15 protein-coding genes and 1 pseudogene are annotated in these 16318 nt (G+C 74.5%); 9 read left to right on the top strand and 7 right to left on the bottom strand.

Going from position 1 to position 16318, the window contains the following annotated elements; all coding sequences use genetic code 11:
• Positions 1-4: 4 nt before the first annotated feature.
• Positions 5-1099 carry an NADH:flavin oxidoreductase/NADH oxidase gene (locus ACWCYY_RS36940; RefSeq protein WP_345284089.1) on the bottom strand — a complete coding sequence of 365 codons (1095 nt, stop codon included), beginning with the start codon at positions 1097-1099 and terminating at the stop codon, positions 5-7.
• A gap of 92 nt (positions 1100-1191) precedes the next feature.
• On the opposite strand from ACWCYY_RS36940, the gene ACWCYY_RS36935 reads away from it, so the two are divergent.
• Complete coding sequence (locus tag ACWCYY_RS36935; protein WP_449798535.1) at positions 1192-1548, top strand: ArsR/SmtB family transcription factor; 357 nt, start codon at positions 1192-1194, stop codon at positions 1546-1548.
• A gap of 7 nt (positions 1549-1555) precedes the next feature.
• Here ACWCYY_RS36935 and ACWCYY_RS36930 read toward each other — a convergent pair whose 3' ends face one another.
• The 5 genes from ACWCYY_RS36930 to ACWCYY_RS36910 all read right to left on the bottom strand — a co-directional run bounded on the left by ACWCYY_RS36930 (position 1556) and on the right by ACWCYY_RS36910 (position 10010).
• On the bottom strand, positions 1556-2248 hold the full coding sequence (locus ACWCYY_RS36930) for a DUF6215 domain-containing protein (RefSeq protein WP_345284093.1): 693 nt from the start codon (positions 2246-2248) through the stop codon (positions 1556-1558).
• A 59-nt stretch (positions 2249-2307) separates the two neighbouring features.
• Positions 2308-2487: a hypothetical protein gene (locus ACWCYY_RS36925; RefSeq protein WP_345284095.1), complete on the bottom strand. Its 180-nt coding sequence runs from the start codon at positions 2485-2487 to the stop codon at positions 2308-2310.
• Between the two features lie 70 nt (positions 2488-2557).
• Positions 2558-7102 carry a hypothetical protein gene (locus tag ACWCYY_RS36920; protein ID WP_449798534.1) on the bottom strand — a complete coding sequence of 1515 codons (4545 nt, stop codon included), beginning with the start codon at positions 7100-7102 and terminating at the stop codon, positions 2558-2560.
• 36 nt (positions 7103-7138) lie between these two features.
• Positions 7139-8014: a hypothetical protein gene (locus ACWCYY_RS36915; protein WP_345284099.1), complete on the bottom strand. Its 876-nt coding sequence runs from the start codon at positions 8012-8014 to the stop codon at positions 7139-7141.
• A gap of 463 nt (positions 8015-8477) precedes the next feature.
• Positions 8478-10010: a hypothetical protein gene (locus tag ACWCYY_RS36910; RefSeq protein ID WP_449798533.1), complete on the bottom strand. Its 1533-nt coding sequence runs from the start codon at positions 10008-10010 to the stop codon at positions 8478-8480.
• A 171-nt stretch (positions 10011-10181) separates the two neighbouring features.
• Here ACWCYY_RS36910 and ACWCYY_RS36905 point away from each other — a divergent pair, with 171 nt between their 5' ends.
• The 6 genes from ACWCYY_RS36905 (at position 10182) to ACWCYY_RS36880 (ending at position 14414) form a co-directional block, all read left to right on the top strand.
• Positions 10182-10730: a hypothetical protein gene (locus tag ACWCYY_RS36905; protein WP_345279450.1), complete on the top strand. Its 549-nt coding sequence runs from the start codon at positions 10182-10184 to the stop codon at positions 10728-10730.
• Positions 10731-10918: 188 nt separating this feature from the next.
• Entirely contained in the window at positions 10919-11695 is a 777-nt protein-coding gene (locus ACWCYY_RS36900) for a LamB/YcsF family protein (protein WP_380148743.1), read from the top strand.
• A gap of 116 nt (positions 11696-11811) precedes the next feature.
• A complete protein-coding gene (gene pxpB, locus ACWCYY_RS36895) occupies positions 11812-12426 on the top strand; it encodes a 5-oxoprolinase subunit PxpB (protein WP_449798532.1) in 615 nt (204 codons plus the stop codon).
• A gap of 145 nt (positions 12427-12571) precedes the next feature.
• Positions 12572-13426 carry a 5-oxoprolinase subunit C family protein gene (locus tag ACWCYY_RS36890; protein WP_449798531.1) on the top strand — a complete coding sequence of 285 codons (855 nt, stop codon included), beginning with the start codon at positions 12572-12574 and terminating at the stop codon, positions 13424-13426.
• Positions 13427-13480: 54 nt separating this feature from the next.
• Complete coding sequence (locus ACWCYY_RS36885) at positions 13481-14047, top strand: YrhB domain-containing protein (protein WP_449798530.1); 567 nt, start codon at positions 13481-13483, stop codon at positions 14045-14047.
• Positions 14048-14057: 10 nt separating this feature from the next.
• Positions 14058-14414, top strand: coding sequence for a hypothetical protein (locus ACWCYY_RS36880; RefSeq protein WP_449798529.1), 357 nt, complete (start codon positions 14058-14060; stop codon positions 14412-14414).
• 21 nt (positions 14415-14435) lie between these two features.
• Here ACWCYY_RS36880 and ACWCYY_RS36875 read toward each other — a convergent pair whose 3' ends face one another.
• A complete protein-coding gene (locus ACWCYY_RS36875; RefSeq protein ID WP_449798528.1) occupies positions 14436-14990 on the bottom strand; it encodes a hypothetical protein in 555 nt (184 codons plus the stop codon).
• Between the two features lie 79 nt (positions 14991-15069).
• On the opposite strand from ACWCYY_RS36875, the pseudogene ACWCYY_RS36870 reads away from it, so the two are divergent.
• A pseudogene (locus ACWCYY_RS36870) lies at positions 15070-15609 on the top strand (transposase); the annotation flags it as partial.
• Positions 15610-15662: 53 nt separating this feature from the next.
• The gene (locus tag ACWCYY_RS36865) at positions 15663-16244 is read left to right on the top strand and encodes an Imm21 family immunity protein (protein WP_449798527.1); all 582 of its coding nucleotides are present in this window, start codon (positions 15663-15665) and stop codon (positions 16242-16244) included.
• Positions 16245-16318: the final 74 nt, after the last annotated feature.

The raw sequence follows: 16318 nt of genomic DNA, 5'->3' as shown, positions 1-16318 counted from the left end.
TCCGTCAGCGCTTGCGCACGGTGTAGGCGTGCTGGACGGGGTAACGGGTCTCGGCGCCCAGCTCGCGGGCGGCGCGCTGCGGCCAGTACGGGTCGGCGAGCAGGGCCCGGCCGAGCAGGACCACGTCGGCCTCGCCCTCGGTCAGGATGCGCTCGGCCTGGTCGGGCTCGGTGATCAGGCCGACCGCGCCGGTGGGCAGGCCCGCGCCGTTGCGGATCTCGGTGGCGAAGCGGACCTGGAAGCCGGGGGCCGCCGGGATGTGGGCATCGGCCACGTTGCCGCCGGTGGAGACGTCGACCAGGTCGACGCCGCGCGCCTGGAGCTCCTTGGCCAGCCGGACGGTCTCCTCCGAGGTCCAGCCCGGGACCTCCGGCTCCAGCCAGTCGGTGGCCGAGACCCGGAACAGCAGCGGGAGCTCGGCGGGCCAGACCGCCCGGACCGCGTCGGTGACCTCCAGGGCCAGCCGGGCGCGGCCGGCGAAGTCGCCGCCGTAGCCGTCGGTCCGGCGGTTGGAGTGCGGGGAGAGGAAGGAGTGGATCAGGTAGCCGTGGGCGCCGTGGATCTCCACGGTCTTGAACCCCGCGGCCAGCGCGCGGCGCGCGGAGTCCGCGAAGGCCGCCACCACGTCGCCGATCTCCTCGACCGTCAGCTCGTGCGGCTGCACGTGCTCGTCCGAGAAGCCCACCGCGGAGGGGCCGACCGGCTGCCCGCCGACCGAGCCCGCGGGCAGCGGCTTGCCGCCCAGCCACGGCCGGTCGGTGCCGGCCTTGCGCCCGGCGTGCGCCAGCTGGACGGCGGGGACGGCGCCGAGCGAGGTGATCAGCGCGGCGACCCGGGCGGCCTGCTCCTGCTGCCGGTCCGTCCAGAGCCCGAGGTCCCACGGCGAGATCCGGCCCTCGGGACGGACCGCGGTGGCCTCGGTGATCACCAGACCGGCGCCGCCGGCCGCGCGGGCGGCGTAGTGGGCCAGGTGGAAGTCGGTGGCGGCACCGACCTCGGGGCCGTCCGCTGCGGCCGAGTACATGCACATCGCGGCCATCCAGACCCGGTTGGGGACGGTCAGCTCACGCAGGACGAGGGGCTCGAACAGGGCACTCACGGTGGCTCCTTCGACGGGATGGTGCTCGCTATTACGGTATCCCTCGTACTACGGCAGCTGTCAAACTACGACACTTCTCGTACTATGAACGCGTGACCGAGACCCGACTCCCCGAACCCACCCTGACGGAGATCAAGCTCGCCGCCGTCCTGCACGCCCTCGCCGACCCGGTCCGCCTGCGGATCGCGGTCGAACTCGCGGACGGCTCCCACGAGATGGCCTGCCAGGCCTTCGCCCTGCCGGTGACCAAGTCCACCAGCACGCACCACTTCAAGGTGCTCCGCGAGGCCGGCGTGATCCGCCAGCACCGCCGCGGCACCTCGCGGATGAGCTGCCTGCGCACCGAGGACCTGGAGGAGCTCTTCCCCGGCCTGCTCACCAGCGTCCTGGCCGCCCACCGCACCGAGCGGGAGGCGCCCGACACGGCTGCGGCGGCGGCTGCGGACTGACGCGCCGTCAGGCCTTCGGCGGCGCGGCGGTGTCCGCCACCCAGCCGGGCAGCGTGGGCAGCAGCTCGGTGGCGATCCGGCGGACCACGCCCTCGTCCACCGGCAGCGCGTCGTTGCGCCAGACCGTCAGCTGGTAGCTGCCACCGCCCCGGGACGGACCCTTGGCCACCGCCAGGTTCTGGGCCACACCACCCGGGGCGGACTTCCCGCCACCGCCGAACAGGTTGATCTCGATGCCGATGGTGCGCTCGGTGAAGGCCACCGCGCGGTGGCCCAGCAGGGCGCCCTCGGTCACCGAGGAGCCGAGGAACGCGGCCTCCGACGGGGATGCCTCGCGGTGGTCGGCCACCCTGACCCGGTACTGCCCCACCCTGGCCTCGGCCGCGTTGTTCTCGATCGCGACGCCGTCCACCGTCGAGGCGCCGCTCTCCGCCACCGCGAGCTGCTCGTCCGGCACGCCGAGCAGTGCGGGCAGGCCCGGCCGGATCAGCGCAGCGCAGAGCGCGGGGACCTCGGGGCCGTCGTGGGCGCGCGCCCCGGGGCACTCCGGCCCCTTGGGTGCGGACGCCTCCTTGCCCTGCACCAGCCAGACCCCGAGCAGCAGCGGAAGCGTCAGCAGCACCGCCGCCGCGACCTGGCCGACCACGCTCTTGCCACCGGCCCCGGTGCCCTTGGCGGGCACCCCCGTACCGTCCGTCATTCCGTCCCCCCGACGATCGCGCTTGCGAGCCGGGTGATCCTAACCCAACGGCGTACCCGTCAGTAGGCCTCTTCCTCCGGCTCGTGCGGGAGGTCGACGCCGTGGTGGGCGGCGATCCGCAGCAGGCCCCGGATGCGGCCGCGGTAGGCGTCCACCCCGTCGTCGTCGCCCTCCTCGCGGGCCCGGGCCAGGGCGAGGCGGGCCAGGGTCAGCTGCTCACGCAGTTCGTCCTCGAACACGCCACCAGCATGACACCCCGGGGCCCGGGCGGGGTGCTCCGCCGCTCGCTCCGCCCGGCCCCGTGCCGGATCACTCGGTCGGGCGCTTGAACATCCGGGTCGCGGTGATCTCGCCGTGGATCACCGGGGCGTCGGGTGCCTGCGGGGCCGGCAGACCCGGGCGCAGGTGCTCCTCCACCGAGATGTACTTCAGCCCGGCCCGCAGGTCGGCGTCGTTGCGCAGCCGGATGACCAGCGGGAACTCGGCCAGCGCGGTGGTGTCGAAGAGGCCGGTGGTGTAGATCAGCTGGACGCCGAGGGCGTCCGCCACCGCGCGCTGGAGCTCCAGCAGGTAGGTCGCGTTGGCCCGGCCGATCGGGTTGTCCAGGAACAGCGTGCCGGCGTGCCGCAGCTGGGACTGGCCCCGGTCGTTGGCCCGCAGCGCGGCCATCGTGCAGTACAGCGCGATGGCGGCGGTGAGCAGCTGGCCGCCGGAGAACACGTCGGACATCTGACCCACGCTCACCCGCTCGGCGCGCAGCACCGCGTCGGGCTTGAGGATCTCCACCGAGACGCCCTTGGGGCCGATCGCCGCCGCCACACCGCGCAGCAGCAGGGACATGCCGTCCCGCCGCAGGTCGCTGTTCTTCTTCACGGCGGCCCGGGTGGCCTCGTCGATCACCTCGCCGAGGCGCTCCACCAGGGTCGCGTGGTCCGGGTCCTCGAAGCGGATGCGCAGGAACTCCTGGCCGGACCACTCCCCCAGGCCCTCGGGCAGCCGGGAGAGCCGCTGGGCGGCGCGCAGCGTGGTGAGCGAGGACTCCACCAGGCCGCGCAGGCGGTCGACGATCGAGCCGCGGTTGCGCTCCAGCTGGGCCAGCTCGTCGGTGAGCACCCGCAGGCGCGGGGCGAAGGCGGCGGCCCAGGCGGCGGCGTGCTCGGGCAGGGCGGCGGCGGGCAGCTCGCGGATCTGCTGGCGGGCGGGGGTGCGGACGGCCTCGTAGCGGGCCGCGTTGGCGTGCCGGACCAGGGCGTCCGAGGCGTCCCGGACGGCGAGTTCACCCGCCGTCAGCTCGGCCGAGGCGGAGCGCAGGGCCCGGCGGGACTCGGCGGCGGCGGTGCGGGCCTCGGCCAGCGAGCCGAGGTAGGGCTCGACGGCCTGGGCCTCCTCCTCGCCGTGGTGGTCACGGAGGCCGTCGCGCAGCTGTCCTGACGCCTCGTCGAAGTCGGCGGCCGCCGACTGGGCCGCGTCCAGGGTGCGCTGGAGGTCGGCCAGCGCGGTGCGGGCGGTGTCCACCGTCTCGCGCCGCTCGGCGAGGCGGGAGGTGGCGGTGCGCAGCAGAGCCTGGGCGTGCTCGGGGTCGGTGGGGACGAGGTCCTCGGGCAGCTCGGTGTGCGCCTCGCCGGTGGCGGGGGCGGAGCGCTCGGCCTCGCCGCGCAGCCGGCCGAGCTGCTCGGAGGCGGTGGCGGAGCGGGCCTCGATGGTGGCGACCAGGCCCTCGGCCCGGGCGGCGGCGGCCTGCCGGGCCGGGCCGTCGGCGCCGTCCGGGCTGGCCAGCAGCTCCTCGGCCCGGGTGCGGACCTTGTTGGTCAGGCGGTCCAGCTCGGCCGCGGCGGCGGTCTCGTCGCCCTCGGCCCGGGCCTGCTCGGCCCGCAGGTCGGCGCCGACACCGACCTTCTCGTACAGCTGGGCGGCGGCCCGGTAGGCCTCGCGCAGCGCGGGCAGCGAGGCGGCCACCTCGGTGATCTGCTCGGTCTCCTCGACCACCGAGAGTTCGGCCCGCTCGGCCCGCAGGGTGCGGACGGTGCGGCGGGCGTCGTCGGCGGCCCGCTGGGCGGCCCGGCGGTCCTCGTCGCAGGTGCGGGCGCGCTCGGCGCAGACCGCCTGGCGGCGGTCGCACTCGGCGGCGTCCTCGGCCAGCTCGCGGCGGCGGCGGGCCCAGTTCGCCCGCTCGCGCAGCCGGAAGGCCAGGCCGGCCAGCGCGTCGGCCCGGCGGCGGGTCCGCTGGGCGGCCTCCCGGCGCTCCTCGTACGCGGAGGCCGCGGCCAGCTGGTCGGTCTCGGCCTCGTCGTGCTCGGCCCGCAGGGTGGCCAGCTCGGCGGAGGCGGTCTCGGCCTGGGCGGCGGCGGCCAGGGTGGCCTCGGTCAGCTCGGCCAGGGTGCCGGGCGGGCACTGCTGGAGCCAGGAGGCCAGCCGGCCGCCGAGCGCGCGGTCCCCGCCGAGCCGGGCGGCCAGCTCGCGGATGTGCTCCTCCCGGGCGGTGGCCCGGGCGCGCAGCTCGCGGCGCTCGTCGTCGGCCGCGCCCTCGTTGTGCATGGCCGGGTTCGGCGGCACCAGGAAGAACGGCGGCTCGTCGGCCAGCGGGGCGATCAGCGCGGCGGCGGTGCCGACCGCCACCGTGGAGCGGGGCAGCAGGGCCGCGGTCTGCAGCGCCTCGCGGGCCCGGTCCAGGGACTGGGGGTCCGTCACCACGACGCCGTCCACCAGCTCCGGGCGGGCGGCCAGGATCGCCTCGTGGTCGGCCGGGTCGACGGACTGCGCGAGGTAGCGCCAGCCGGGCAGCGCGGGGATGCCCTGCTCGCCGAGGTACTCGACGGTGGCCAGCACGTCCGGGCCGGGCGGCAGCAGGCCGCCGTCGCCGAGCGCGGCCAGGATCCGGGAGTCGTCGGCGGCGGCGGTGCGCAGGTCGAAGAGGGTGCGCTCGGCGGTGGACACCGCCGTGTCGAGCCGCTCCTCCAACTCCTCGGCGTTGGCGTCCAGCAGAGCGGGCGTCAGATGCCCCTCGGTCTCCTCGCCCTGGTAGGGCTGGAGGCCGAGCAGCTCGGCCAGCCGGGGCTCGGCCGCCAGCAGCGCGGCGGTGCGCTGCTCGGCGGAGAGAGCGCGGTGGGCGTTCTGGTACGCGTCGCTGGCGCGGGCGGCGGCCAGCTCGGCCTTGGCCTCCAGCGCACCGGTCTCCCGGGCCCGGGCGGCGGAGCTCTCGGCGGCGGCGCGGGCCTGGTCGAGGGCGGCGGTGGCCTCCTTCTCGGCGTCCGCGGCGTGCAGCGCGGCCCGGGCCGGGTCGGGCTCCTCCGTCCCGGCGTCGATCCAGCCGGCCTCCACGGCGGCCTGGGTCTCCTGCTCGACCTCGGCCAGGCGCTGCTCCAGGTGGCCCGACTCGGAGCGGGCCTTCTGCGCGGCGGTCGCGGCGGCGGTGGCCTCGGCCTGCGCCCGGCCGCCGTCGGCCTGCAACTCCTCGGCCCGGGCCTCCTCCTGATCGGCCCTCAGCTCGGCGGCCCCGGCCGCGCTCTCCAGCGCCCGGGCCAGCGCCCCGGCGGCCTTGGCGCGGGCGGCCAGCGCGGGGGCCGCGTCCAGCTCGGCCTCCCGGATGGCGACCGCGACCCTGGCGACCCGGTCGGCGGCGGCGCGGTGGCGCAGCACCGCCTCGGCGGCCTGCCAGGCGGAGTACAGGGTGCGGGCCTCGGTCAGCTCGCGGCGCAGCGCGGCGGCCTCGGTGGTGGCGGCGGCCAGGCCGAGGGTGGCGTGGCGGTGCGTCAGCTCAGCGGTGATCAGCGAGTGCCGGGTGCGGTCGCTCTCGGCGGCGGTCACCGCGCCCGCGGCGGCGGCCACCTCGACGGCCAGGTCCTGGGCGCGGTCCCGCTCGGCGGCGGCCCGGACGGTGAGGGCCTGGGCGAGGCGGCGGGAGCGGCGCTCGGCGGTGCGGTGCAGCTCGCGGACCGACTCGCGGGCGGCGGTGGAGTCGACGATCCGCTGCAGCAGGTCGAGCGAGCCGGCGGTGAACTCGCGCTCGGCGGTCAGCTCGGAGCGGCGGCCCAGCTTGGCGGCGAAGCCGTGGACCAGGTCGGCCAGGCCGTCGGTGTCCCGGGTGTCGGTGACGGCGCGCAGCAGCAGGTCGGTGAAGTCGGAGTCGTGCTTGACCGCGAAGAGGCCGGCCGCCTCGCCCTCGTCCGCGTTCATCTCGCGCTGGTAGCGGAACAGTTCCGGGTCCAGGCCGAGCTCGCCGAGGTGCTCGTTCCACCGGTCGTGGATGTCCTCGAAGACCAGGTCCAGGTGCGGGGCGGCCTTGCCGGCCTCGGTCATCGCGTCCCGGAAGCCCTTCATGGTGCGGCGGCGGCCGCGGGCCTTCTGGTCGCCGGCCAGGCTGGGCCGCTCGGAGACCGGGAGGGCGTCCAGGGTCATCCCGAGGCCGGGACGGAAGGAGTACCAGGACTCGGCGAACTTGCGCGGGTCGGAGGAGACCTGACGGCCCCTCCACTCGCTGACCTTGCCGACCACGATCAGCTCGCCGGTGACGGTGTGCTGCCACTCCAGCGCGACGTGGCCACAGTCGTCGGCCAGCAGGAACTTGCGCAGCACGCCGGAGCTGGCGCCGCCCAGGGTGTTCCGGTGGCCCGGGAGCATGACGGAGAAGATCAGCTTGAGCAGGACGGACTTGCCGCCGCCGTTCTCCAGGAACAGCACGCCGGCCGGGGCGGGGCGGCGCTGCGGACCCTCCGGCTCCTCGCCGAACAGGCCGATCTGCTGCGGCCTGGGCTCGGCCACCGGCTCACCGACGCCGCGCAGGTCGAGCACCGTGTCGGCGTAGCGGGCGCCGGCCGGTCCGATCGAGTACAGGCGGACCCGGTTGAGCTCGTACATGTGCGGCGGTTCTCCAGATGACGGTGGATCAGTGGATCAGAGGCTGTGGAACGGCAGGCCGGCGTCCGCGACCAGTTCCTCGCTGTGGTCGGCGGGGAGCAGGGTGGCGGTGCCGTCGGTGACCGCGACCACGCCGAGGTCGAGCAGCTCGCCCATCGCGGCGCCGCCCGCCAGGTCGCGGACCTGGAGCTGGTAGCGGGCCGTGGTGCGGTAGGTGCCGCCGGCGTCGTCGGAGGTCTTCTGCAGGAAACCGGAGTCGACCAGGAAGAGCACCGCCTTGGAGACGATGCCGATGGTCGAGCCGGAGAGGCGGCGGGCGTCCTTGGTGGCCCCGGTCGCGGAGCGCCGGGCCCAGACCCGCCAGGCGGCTTCCAGGCCGGGGGCGTCGGAGGTCGGGTCGGTGTTGTCCCCGGCCGCCTCGGCACGCTCCTCCAGCCGGCGGCAGGCCTGCCGGACGAAGGCGTCCACGCCGTTGACCGTGATCCGGCCCAGGTACGCGTCGTCGGCCAGGTCTTCCGGGCGGGGGAAGGCCATCGCGGCGGTCGCCAGGTGGGCCAGGCCGTGCAGGAAGCGGTCGGTGGCCTCGCCGGCAGCGCGGCGGGAGTAGTCGCCCATCCGGACCGCGAAGAGCGAGTCCTCGGCGGCGGCCACCGCCATGCCGGCCCGGGGCGAGACCTCCAGCACGACCAGGCCGAGGCCGGCCGCGACGGCGTCCGCGAGGCGGGCGAAGCCCGGGTCCTCGCGGTGACGGCGGATCAGCTCGGCGTACTCCGCGTCGCGGGCGGGCAGCAGCTTGGCCTGGAGGCCGAAGGAGACCAGGCGGGCGGCGTCGGCGACGTCGGCCGGCGTGAGGCTCGCCGCGGGCGCCGGCGCCGCGGGCTCGTCCTCGGTCTCCCAGGACTGGTCGGTCATTGGTACTCCTTGCAGGGGCGGATCGCGGCGGCGCCGGGGAGAGTGGTCACCCCGGGGGCGCGGGGAACTGCGCGCGGGGGAACGGCACGGGTCCGTACGCCGCCGATGGTGGGGCGTTGCCGTTCGGCGGGCGGGGACGGGTCACTGCAGAGGCGGCAACTGACTGTTCGTCGTCCACTGCGGCTCTGATGCCTGCCGCTGCGCGCAGTTCCTCGCGCCCCAGGGGGAACCACCATGCGGGGGTGGATCGCGGCGGCGCCGGGGAAGGTGGTCACACCAGGGGCGCGAGGAACTGCGCGCGGGGGAACGGCACGGGTCCGTACGCCGCCGATGGTGGGGCGTTGCCGTTCGGTCTGCGGCGACAGGTCACTGCAGAGGCGGCAACTGACTGTGCGTCGTCCACTGCGGCTCTGATGCCTGCCGCTGCGCGCAGTTCCTCGCGCCCCAGGGGTGACGACCTCCGTCATGCGCTGTCCTGGCGGTCCGCGGCCATCCCGACGGCGTCGAGGAGGGCGCTGCCGACGATGAGGTCGGCGCCGCCGAACTCGGGGTCGTCGAGGCGGGTGCCGTCGTCGACCGCGAAGAGCAGCCGCTCCTCGCCCTGGCGGTAGGCCGTGCCGACCGGCGGGCTGGCCGCGTGGACGGCGAGCAGGGCGACCAGGTAGGGCAGGTCGGGGTCCTTGAGGCGGGCCTCGGCGAGGAGGCCGGAGAGGCGGCGGGGAGCGTCGGCCGGCAGGTCGAGCAGCTCCAGTGCGGCCTCCAGCTGCTCGTCGGAGAACCGGCTGTCGTCGGGGGTGGCCACCAAGTCCGGGTCGGGCAGCTCCGCGCCGAGGTGCTCGCGCTCGACCGGCGGGGTGAGCAGCAGGTCCACCAGGTCGGTCATCCGCACCGAGACGGGCGTGCGCAGGCCGGTGCCGCGGGCGAAGAACGCGTCGGTGGGCCGGGTGGCCTGACTGACCGGCAGCTCCAGCAGCGGGGCGAGCAGCTGCCCGTACAGGTCGATGCCGCTCCGGGCGGAGGGCGCGGCGAAGGCCTGCCGGTCCTGCTCGGCTCGAAACAGCGGGCCGGCCTCCAGCAGACGGGTCTGGAGCTGGGTGTGGCGGCGGATGCAGTCCTTGACGATGTCGACCAGCTCGGCGGCGCGCCGCTTGTGCTCCGGGTCCTCGGCCTCGTCGCGGGCCTTGCGGATGTTGGTGAGGATGGCGTTCTCGTGCCGGTAGCGGTCGGCGATGTGGCCGAGCGCCTCGTCGATCAGGTCCGGGACGGCCTGCATCCAGTCGACCGCGCGGACGTTGCGCCGGGTGGCGTCGAGAGCGCGGCGCAGGGTCTCGGCGTACTGGACGGTGCGGTAGCGGGCCTGCTCGGCGGCGAGCTGGGCGTCGGCCAGGCGGCCGCGGTTGATCAGGACCTCGAGCTTGACCTCGGCGGCGATCTGGGCCGAGGTGACGTCGGTGTCGAGGGCGCCGACCAGGACGTTGACCGCCTCGTCGGTGGTGCGCAGGTAGACCCCGCCGTCCGGGCCGGGGACCTCCTCGATGAGCTTGAAGTCGTAGTCGCGGCGGACGTAGCTGCCGTCGGAGCCGAAGGTGCCGTAGACGGCGCGGAAGCCGCGGTCGACGCTGCCGACGTTGATCAGCGACTCCAGCACCCAGCGGGCCACCCGCTCGTGCTCGGCGGTGGCGCGGGCCGGGTTCTGCGCGGCGACCCGGGGCAGCATGCGGGCCAGCACTATGTCGCGGTCGGCCCCGGTGTCGAAGTCCATGTTGAGCGTGACGAGGTCGATCGCGGCGAGGCCGACCTCGGACATCGCGTAGGAGCCGTACTCGCCCGCCAGGTTGACCTTGCGGTTCTCCAGGTCGTGGAGCGGGGCGGTGCAGGCCAGCGCCTTGAGCCGACGGGCCAGCCCCTCGTCGGCGGCCGGGCCCGGGGCGGGGCGGGCGGCACCGGGGGCGGGCGGCCGGAGCACGGGCTCGGTGGGCTGAACTGCGGTGGTCACGGTGGACAAGGTTAGAGGCTGATGCCGACAAGGTCCGAAACGTCCCTCCCGGGAGGGCCGGGAGCGACCCCCGAAAGCGAGTTGAACATGTTCAGTTATTAGGTCTAGAGTCACTGCTGCGCAGGTCGGGACGGGTTCCCGATCCGCTCTACCCGCTTGGGGGTTGGCACCATGACCGAGGACCAGTACGCCGCCGAGGCCAGCACTCTCCGGCACGTCCGCCGGTGGATCTGGATCTTCATCGTCTGTCTCGCGGTGAGCGGCCTGACGGCCTTTCCGCTGGAGACCGAGACCCGCTGGCTGGTCTCGCTGGTCGAACGGGCACCGCTGGTGGACCACTTCCCGGGGGTGCTCGAATGGGCCGAGCGGGTCCGCGACGGGGTGGCCGACGCCAACGTCCGGTACCCGTTCCTGGCGTACGGCACCGACTGGCTGGCCTTCGCCCACCTGGTGATCGCCGTCGCGTTCTGGGGGCCGCTCAAGGACCCGGTGCGCAACGTCTGGGTGATCCGCTGGGCGCTCATCGCCTGCGCGGCGATCATCCCGCTGGCGCTGATCTGCGGGCCGCTGCGCGGGATCCCGCTGGCATGGCGATTCATCGACATGTCGTTCGGGGTGTTCGGTGCGGTGCCGCTGCTGGTGGTGCTGCGGGGCATCCGGCGGCTCGAGTGGGCCGAGGCGCTGCGGCGGCGGCCGGCAGCGGTGGCGACCGCGGCCTGACGAGGTCTCACCCGTCCGGCCGACGGCCCTGGGGAGTACGGAGAGGAAACGTTCCTCCATGTGAGGGAGCGCGCACCCGGCGGGTGCGCGCTCCGGCATCGGGTCAGGTGCGTACGCGCCCCTGCGCAGGCCCTACGATCACCCCCAGGAAGCGGGCGGGAGACGGGTGTTGGCATGAGGGTGTTGGCGTGAGCGAAGCGGTGATCGATCTCAATGCGGACCTCGGCGAGGGGTTCGGACGCTGGACCCTGACCGACGACGAGGCCCTGCTCTCCGTGGTGACCAGCGCCAACGTGGCCTGCGGCTTCCACGCCGGCGACCCGTCCACCATGCGCCGGGTCTGCGCGCTCGCCGCCGAACGCGGCGTCCGGATCGGCGCCCAGGTCTCCTACCGCGACCTGGCCGGCTTCGGCCGCCGCGCAATGGAGGTGCCCTCCGAGGAGCTGGCCGACGAGATCGCGTACCAGATCGGCGCCCTCCAGGTCTTCGCCCGCGCGGCCGGCTCCCGGGTCAGCTACGTCAAGCCGCACGGCGCCCTCTACAACCGGGTGGTCGGCGACTCCGAACAGGCCGAGGCGGTGGTGGCCGGAGTGCTGCGGGCCGGGGCGGTCTGCGACGGCCCGCTGCCGGTGCTCGGCCTTCCCGGCTCCCGGCTGCTCGCCGTCGCCGAGGGCGTCGGCCTCCCGGTCGTCACCGAGGCCTTCGCCGACCGGGGCTACACCTGGGCCGGCACCCTCGTCCCCCGGCGCGACCCCGAGGCCGTGCTGCACGACCCGGAGGCGGTCATCGCCCGGGCCGTCGGCATCGCGAAGGACGGTCTGGTCACCGCGGTCGGAGGCGAGCCGGTGGCGGTGGAGGCGCGTTCGCTGTGCGTGCACGGGGACACCCCGGGGGCCGCGCAGCTGGCCTGGCGGGTACGGGGCGCACTGGCCTCGGCGGGGGTGCGGGTGGAGGCCTTCGTCTGATGGGGGCCGACGGGGGGTTGACGTTCCGGCAGGTCGGGGACGACGGGGGGTTGACGTTCCGGCAGGTCGGGGCCGACGGGGGGTTGACGTTCCGGCAGGTCGGGGACGACGGGGGGTTGACGTTCCGGCAGGTCGGGGCGGAGGCGCTGTTGGTCGAGGCGCCGGACGGGGCGTCGGTCGAGGCGCTGTACGCGGAGCTGCTGGCCCGGCGCGGGTCCCTGCCGGAGGTGGCGGAGATCGTGCCGGCGGCGCGGACGGTGCTGCTGGACGGGGTATCGGACGTGGCGGCGCTGCGGCGGGAGCTGGCGGGGTGGCGGCTGACGGAGCGCCGGGCGGCCGAGGGGCCGCTGGTGTCGGTGCGGGTGGTCTACGACGGGGCGGACATGGAGGAGGTGGCCGGGCTGTGGGGGGTGTCGGTGGCGGAGGCCGTGCGGGTGCACTCGTCGGTGGAGTACCGGGTGGCCTTCTGCGGCTTCGCGCCGGGTTTCGCGTACCTGACGGGGCTTCCGGAGCGATACCACGTGCCGCGGCGGGCCACTCCGCGGAGCTCCGTCCCGGCGGGGTCGGTGGCGCTGGCGGGGCCGTACACGGGGGTCTATCCGCGGTCCTCGCCCGGGGGGTGGCAGTTGATCGGGCGGACGGCGGCGGTGCTGTGGGACGCGTCCCGGGAGCCGGCGGCGTTGCTGGCGCCGGGGACGCGGGTGCGGTTCGTGCCGGAGGCGGGCTCGTGACGCCCTGCGAACGTGGCTACGCCTCTGGGGGCGCGGGGAACTGCGCGAACCGGAAGGCGGCCCACCGGCAACTGAACCACCGTCAGCCAGGTGCACGTGCTGCCGTACCCCCGCGCGCCGTTCCTCGCGCCCCTGGCGCCGCGTCGTGACGGGGCTGGTGGTGGTGGTGCGGCCCGGGCCGTTGACGACGGTTCAGGACCTGGGGCGGCGGGGGGTGGCGCACCTGGGGGTGCCCCGGGGCGGGGCGTTGGACGAACCGGCGCTGCGAGCGGCGAACCGCTTGGTGGGGAACCCCGAGGGGGCCGCCGGGCTGGAGACCACGCTCGGCGGGGTCGCGCTGCGGGCCGTCGGGCGGGTGGTGGTCGCCGTGACCGGGGCTCCGGCGGCGGTCCGGGTCGGCGGACGGGCGGCGGCCTGGGGTGCGGCGGTCGCCGTCCCGGACGGGGCTGTGGTCGAGATCGGGCCGGCCACGTACGGCGTGCGGAGCTACCTCGCGGTGGCGGGCGGGGTGGCGGTGGAGCCCGTCCTGGGCAGCCGTTCGGCGGACCTGCTCTCCGGGCTCGGCCCGGCCCCGCTGACGGGCGGTCAGCTGCTCCCGGTGGGTGCGCCCGTCGCTCCGCCGCCGGGTGACGGGCTCGCGGTCCTGCCCGCGCCCCCGGCCGAGTTGGTGCTCCGCCTGCTGCCGGGGCCGCGCGCCGACTGGTTCGCCCCGTCGGCGTTCACGCTGCTGGCCCGCGCCCGGTACGAGGTCGCCGCCGCGTCCAACCGGATCGCCCTGCGCACCGAAGGCCCTCCCCTCCCCCGCCTGCGGACCGACGAACTCCCCAGCGAGGGCATGGTCCTGGGCGCCGTCCAGGTCCCGCCCGACGGCCGCCCCGTGGTCTTCCTCGCCGACCACCCCACCACCGGCGGCTACCCGGTCATCGGCGTCGTCCCGACCGGCGACCTCCCCTCCGCCGCCCAGGCCCGCCCGGGCACCCCGCTCCGCTTCGTGCTCTGACGCCGGGCCGGAATCCGCTGGCCCCGGAAGCCCCCCTGCGGAATGCTGCCCAGCATGATCGACCGTGAGTACGCCAGGCACCTGGCCCAGGAGGATCTGGACCTCAAGTTCGAGGGCCGATTCGTGGTGTCCGGCGTGGAGGAGCACGAGCTCGTCTGGATCGTCCACTACCAGACACCGGAGTACCTCCGCACCCGAGACCCGATGCAGCGCCTCGGGGGAAACGGCCCCTACCTGGTCGACCGGCTCGACGGCGGCCTCCACGCCATCGGCAGTTCGGTCGGCGACTGGGAGGACGACTACCGCCGGCGCATCCGGCGGATGCCGGTCCGGACGGCGGTCGACGACCTGGAGGACGCGGTCCGTCAGGCCGTGACCGAGCAGGGCCGGGTCGTCGCCATGCGCCTGCTGCGGCGGAACGTACCGGCCCTCACCCATGCCGAAGCCGCCGAGTACGTGACCGCACTCCGGTCCGGCTCCGCACCGGCGCACCTCGCCGCCATCGCCACCGAGACCCTCGCACCGATCGTGCCCGAGGTGGTGACGCTCCGCCGGAGGCAGAGCTCCTGTGCCTCCGATCCTGGTGAACCGAGGCCGCACCCTGAAACTCCTGCTCACTGAAGACCGGTCAATGTCGATCTACGCCACCTGGCTGCTGTTCGCCGAAGACGGCGACGCACCACCACCGCTCGCCTACCGGGGCTCGCACCTCAACCCAACCGACCACGATCCGCGCGACGGCCGACTGGAGCTCGCCGCGATCCCCGATCACTGCCATCCCCTCGTCCGCGATCCGGCCCCGAGCACCGGGGCTTCGGAACAGCCGGCACCCCTTCCGGTGGACTTCGTGCGCCTGTCGCTCACCCGGCCCGCCGCGACCAACGAGGACCACCCTGCCTCTCGGACGACGACCGTGATCCTCGACCGGTCGCAGGTGGAACTGCTGCACCGAACCCTCGGGGAGTGGCTGGAGGCCGACATGCGCTGAGCCGGGAGGAGCCGAGGCCCGCTACTCGTAGGGCATGACGCGGTGGGTGGGATCCTCCTCGGGCCGGATCTGCGCCGATCCCCTGGCGAACTCGGAGCAGGACTCCACCGGCTCCTCGAAGCTCACCGCACTCAACGGCTCGGCGCCGGGCACCGGGACGACGGAGCCGATGGCGTAGCGATGCCGCGTGACCTCGGCGAGGCGCTCGGCCGGTTCCGTCGAGGCGAAGGCCGGGGGCCCGGGATCGAGACAGGGGGTTCCCTGGACCATCCACTGCGCGCTCAGTTCGAGGACTCCCGGCTCCGGACACCACCAGGTGAAGCGCGTGACGCACAGCCCTCCGACGTTGAACCAGGTGCTCCACCCCCGTCCGTCAGGGAGGAAGGCGAGCTCGGACGCTTCCATGACGCTGTAGGACAAGGGGAGGCTGCTCCAGTGGCCCACCAGCCGGTGATCGAGCCGGTCCGGCAACGCCCCTGCGATCGCCAGGACCTCCCGGGCGGCCTGGACGATATTGGTGTCGATCTCCGCCAAAGTGATGTCCCAGTCTTCGAGGACGACGGCCCAACGGACCACGGGCTGCAGCTCGTCGGGGTATCCGAGCTCACAGGCGACTTCGGCCCAGATCTTGTCGGCGCCGGTCGCGGGATCGAGCGACGCGGCCTGCCAGGCCGGTGACGACCTCGCTGAGGCTGTCGCGGCCGCCTTCCGCGAGCATCCGGACGCCGAGATCTACTTGAGCTTTCCCGGCCTCGGTGTCCAGCTCGCTGCCCGGGTCCTGGCGGAGATCGGCGACGACCGCACCCGCTTCGCCGACGCCCGCGGCCTCAAGGCCTACGTCGGCTCCGCGCCCATCACCCGGGCCTCCGGCAAGAAGAGCTACGTCGGCCGACGCATGGTCAAGAACAACCGGCTCATGCATGCAGGATTCCTCTGGGCCTTCGCCTCGCTCCGCGCCTCGCCCGGCGCCGACGCCCACTACCGCCGCCGGCGCGAACACGGCGACTGGCACGCCTCTGCCCAGCGCAATCTTCTGAACCGCCTGCTTGGCCAGCTCTTTCACTGCCTCCGGAACCGCCGGCTCTTCGACGAGCACATCGCCTTCTCAGTCCCGCAAGGCAGCGGCGGCGTAACCGCCGAAGGGCAGGCCGGGTCCACCCATATGTCACAGCCCAGCGCGACACTGCGCGTATGAGTTCTGATCAACACGCTGACCACGGAGCCCCTGCACCAGTCTGGGTCGACTCCATGGGCGGCCCGCTGATCGTCGTCCCGGTGTCCGCGCTGAACCAGTGGGATGGCTGCACCGAGACCGGCATGATCGTCGGCGACGGTGACCAGGCGGACGACTACGACCGTGCCTGTGCGGTCGAGGACCTGGCCGAGGTGATCAGCCTGACTGGCCACAGCACCGTCTCCGCGCTGGTACTGGGGGACGAGCCCTCCAGCACCTGCTACATCGCTGAGCGGCGAGCCTTCGTCCGCTGGCTCGCCGCCGACTCCGATGCCGAGTTGATCGCCGCCGCCGAGGCAATGCTGAACGATCCGGCAACTCCGTGGGAGGACTACGGAGTGTGGCAGACCGACGGTCCGGCCGTGCTGATGGACTCAGCCGAGGCCGGCCAAAGCCTCGGTGTGCCCTACCCTGACGGCACGGGCCAGCCCGAGCAGGCCCCAGTACCTGTGTCGGCAGGGCGCTGGAGGGTCCGCGCGTTTCACGACTGGTCCAGCGAGTCCACTTGGGTCGGCGTAGTCCAGCTCCTTCCGGAAGTTGATGCCCAGCCAGCAACTGCACCGTCAGCCCCGGCTACCGTGTCCTCTGCCACATGATCTTGACCGTTTGCCAACCGATCTTGACCACCGGACCGGTGGTGCCCGCGCGCGGGGACTGGTGCGGGATCGGG

The sequence above is a fragment of the Kitasatospora sp. NPDC001664 genome (assembly GCF_053596675.1).
The sequence above is the reverse complement of the archived record's forward strand: the minus strand, read 5'-3'. Positions and strand labels throughout refer to the sequence as shown.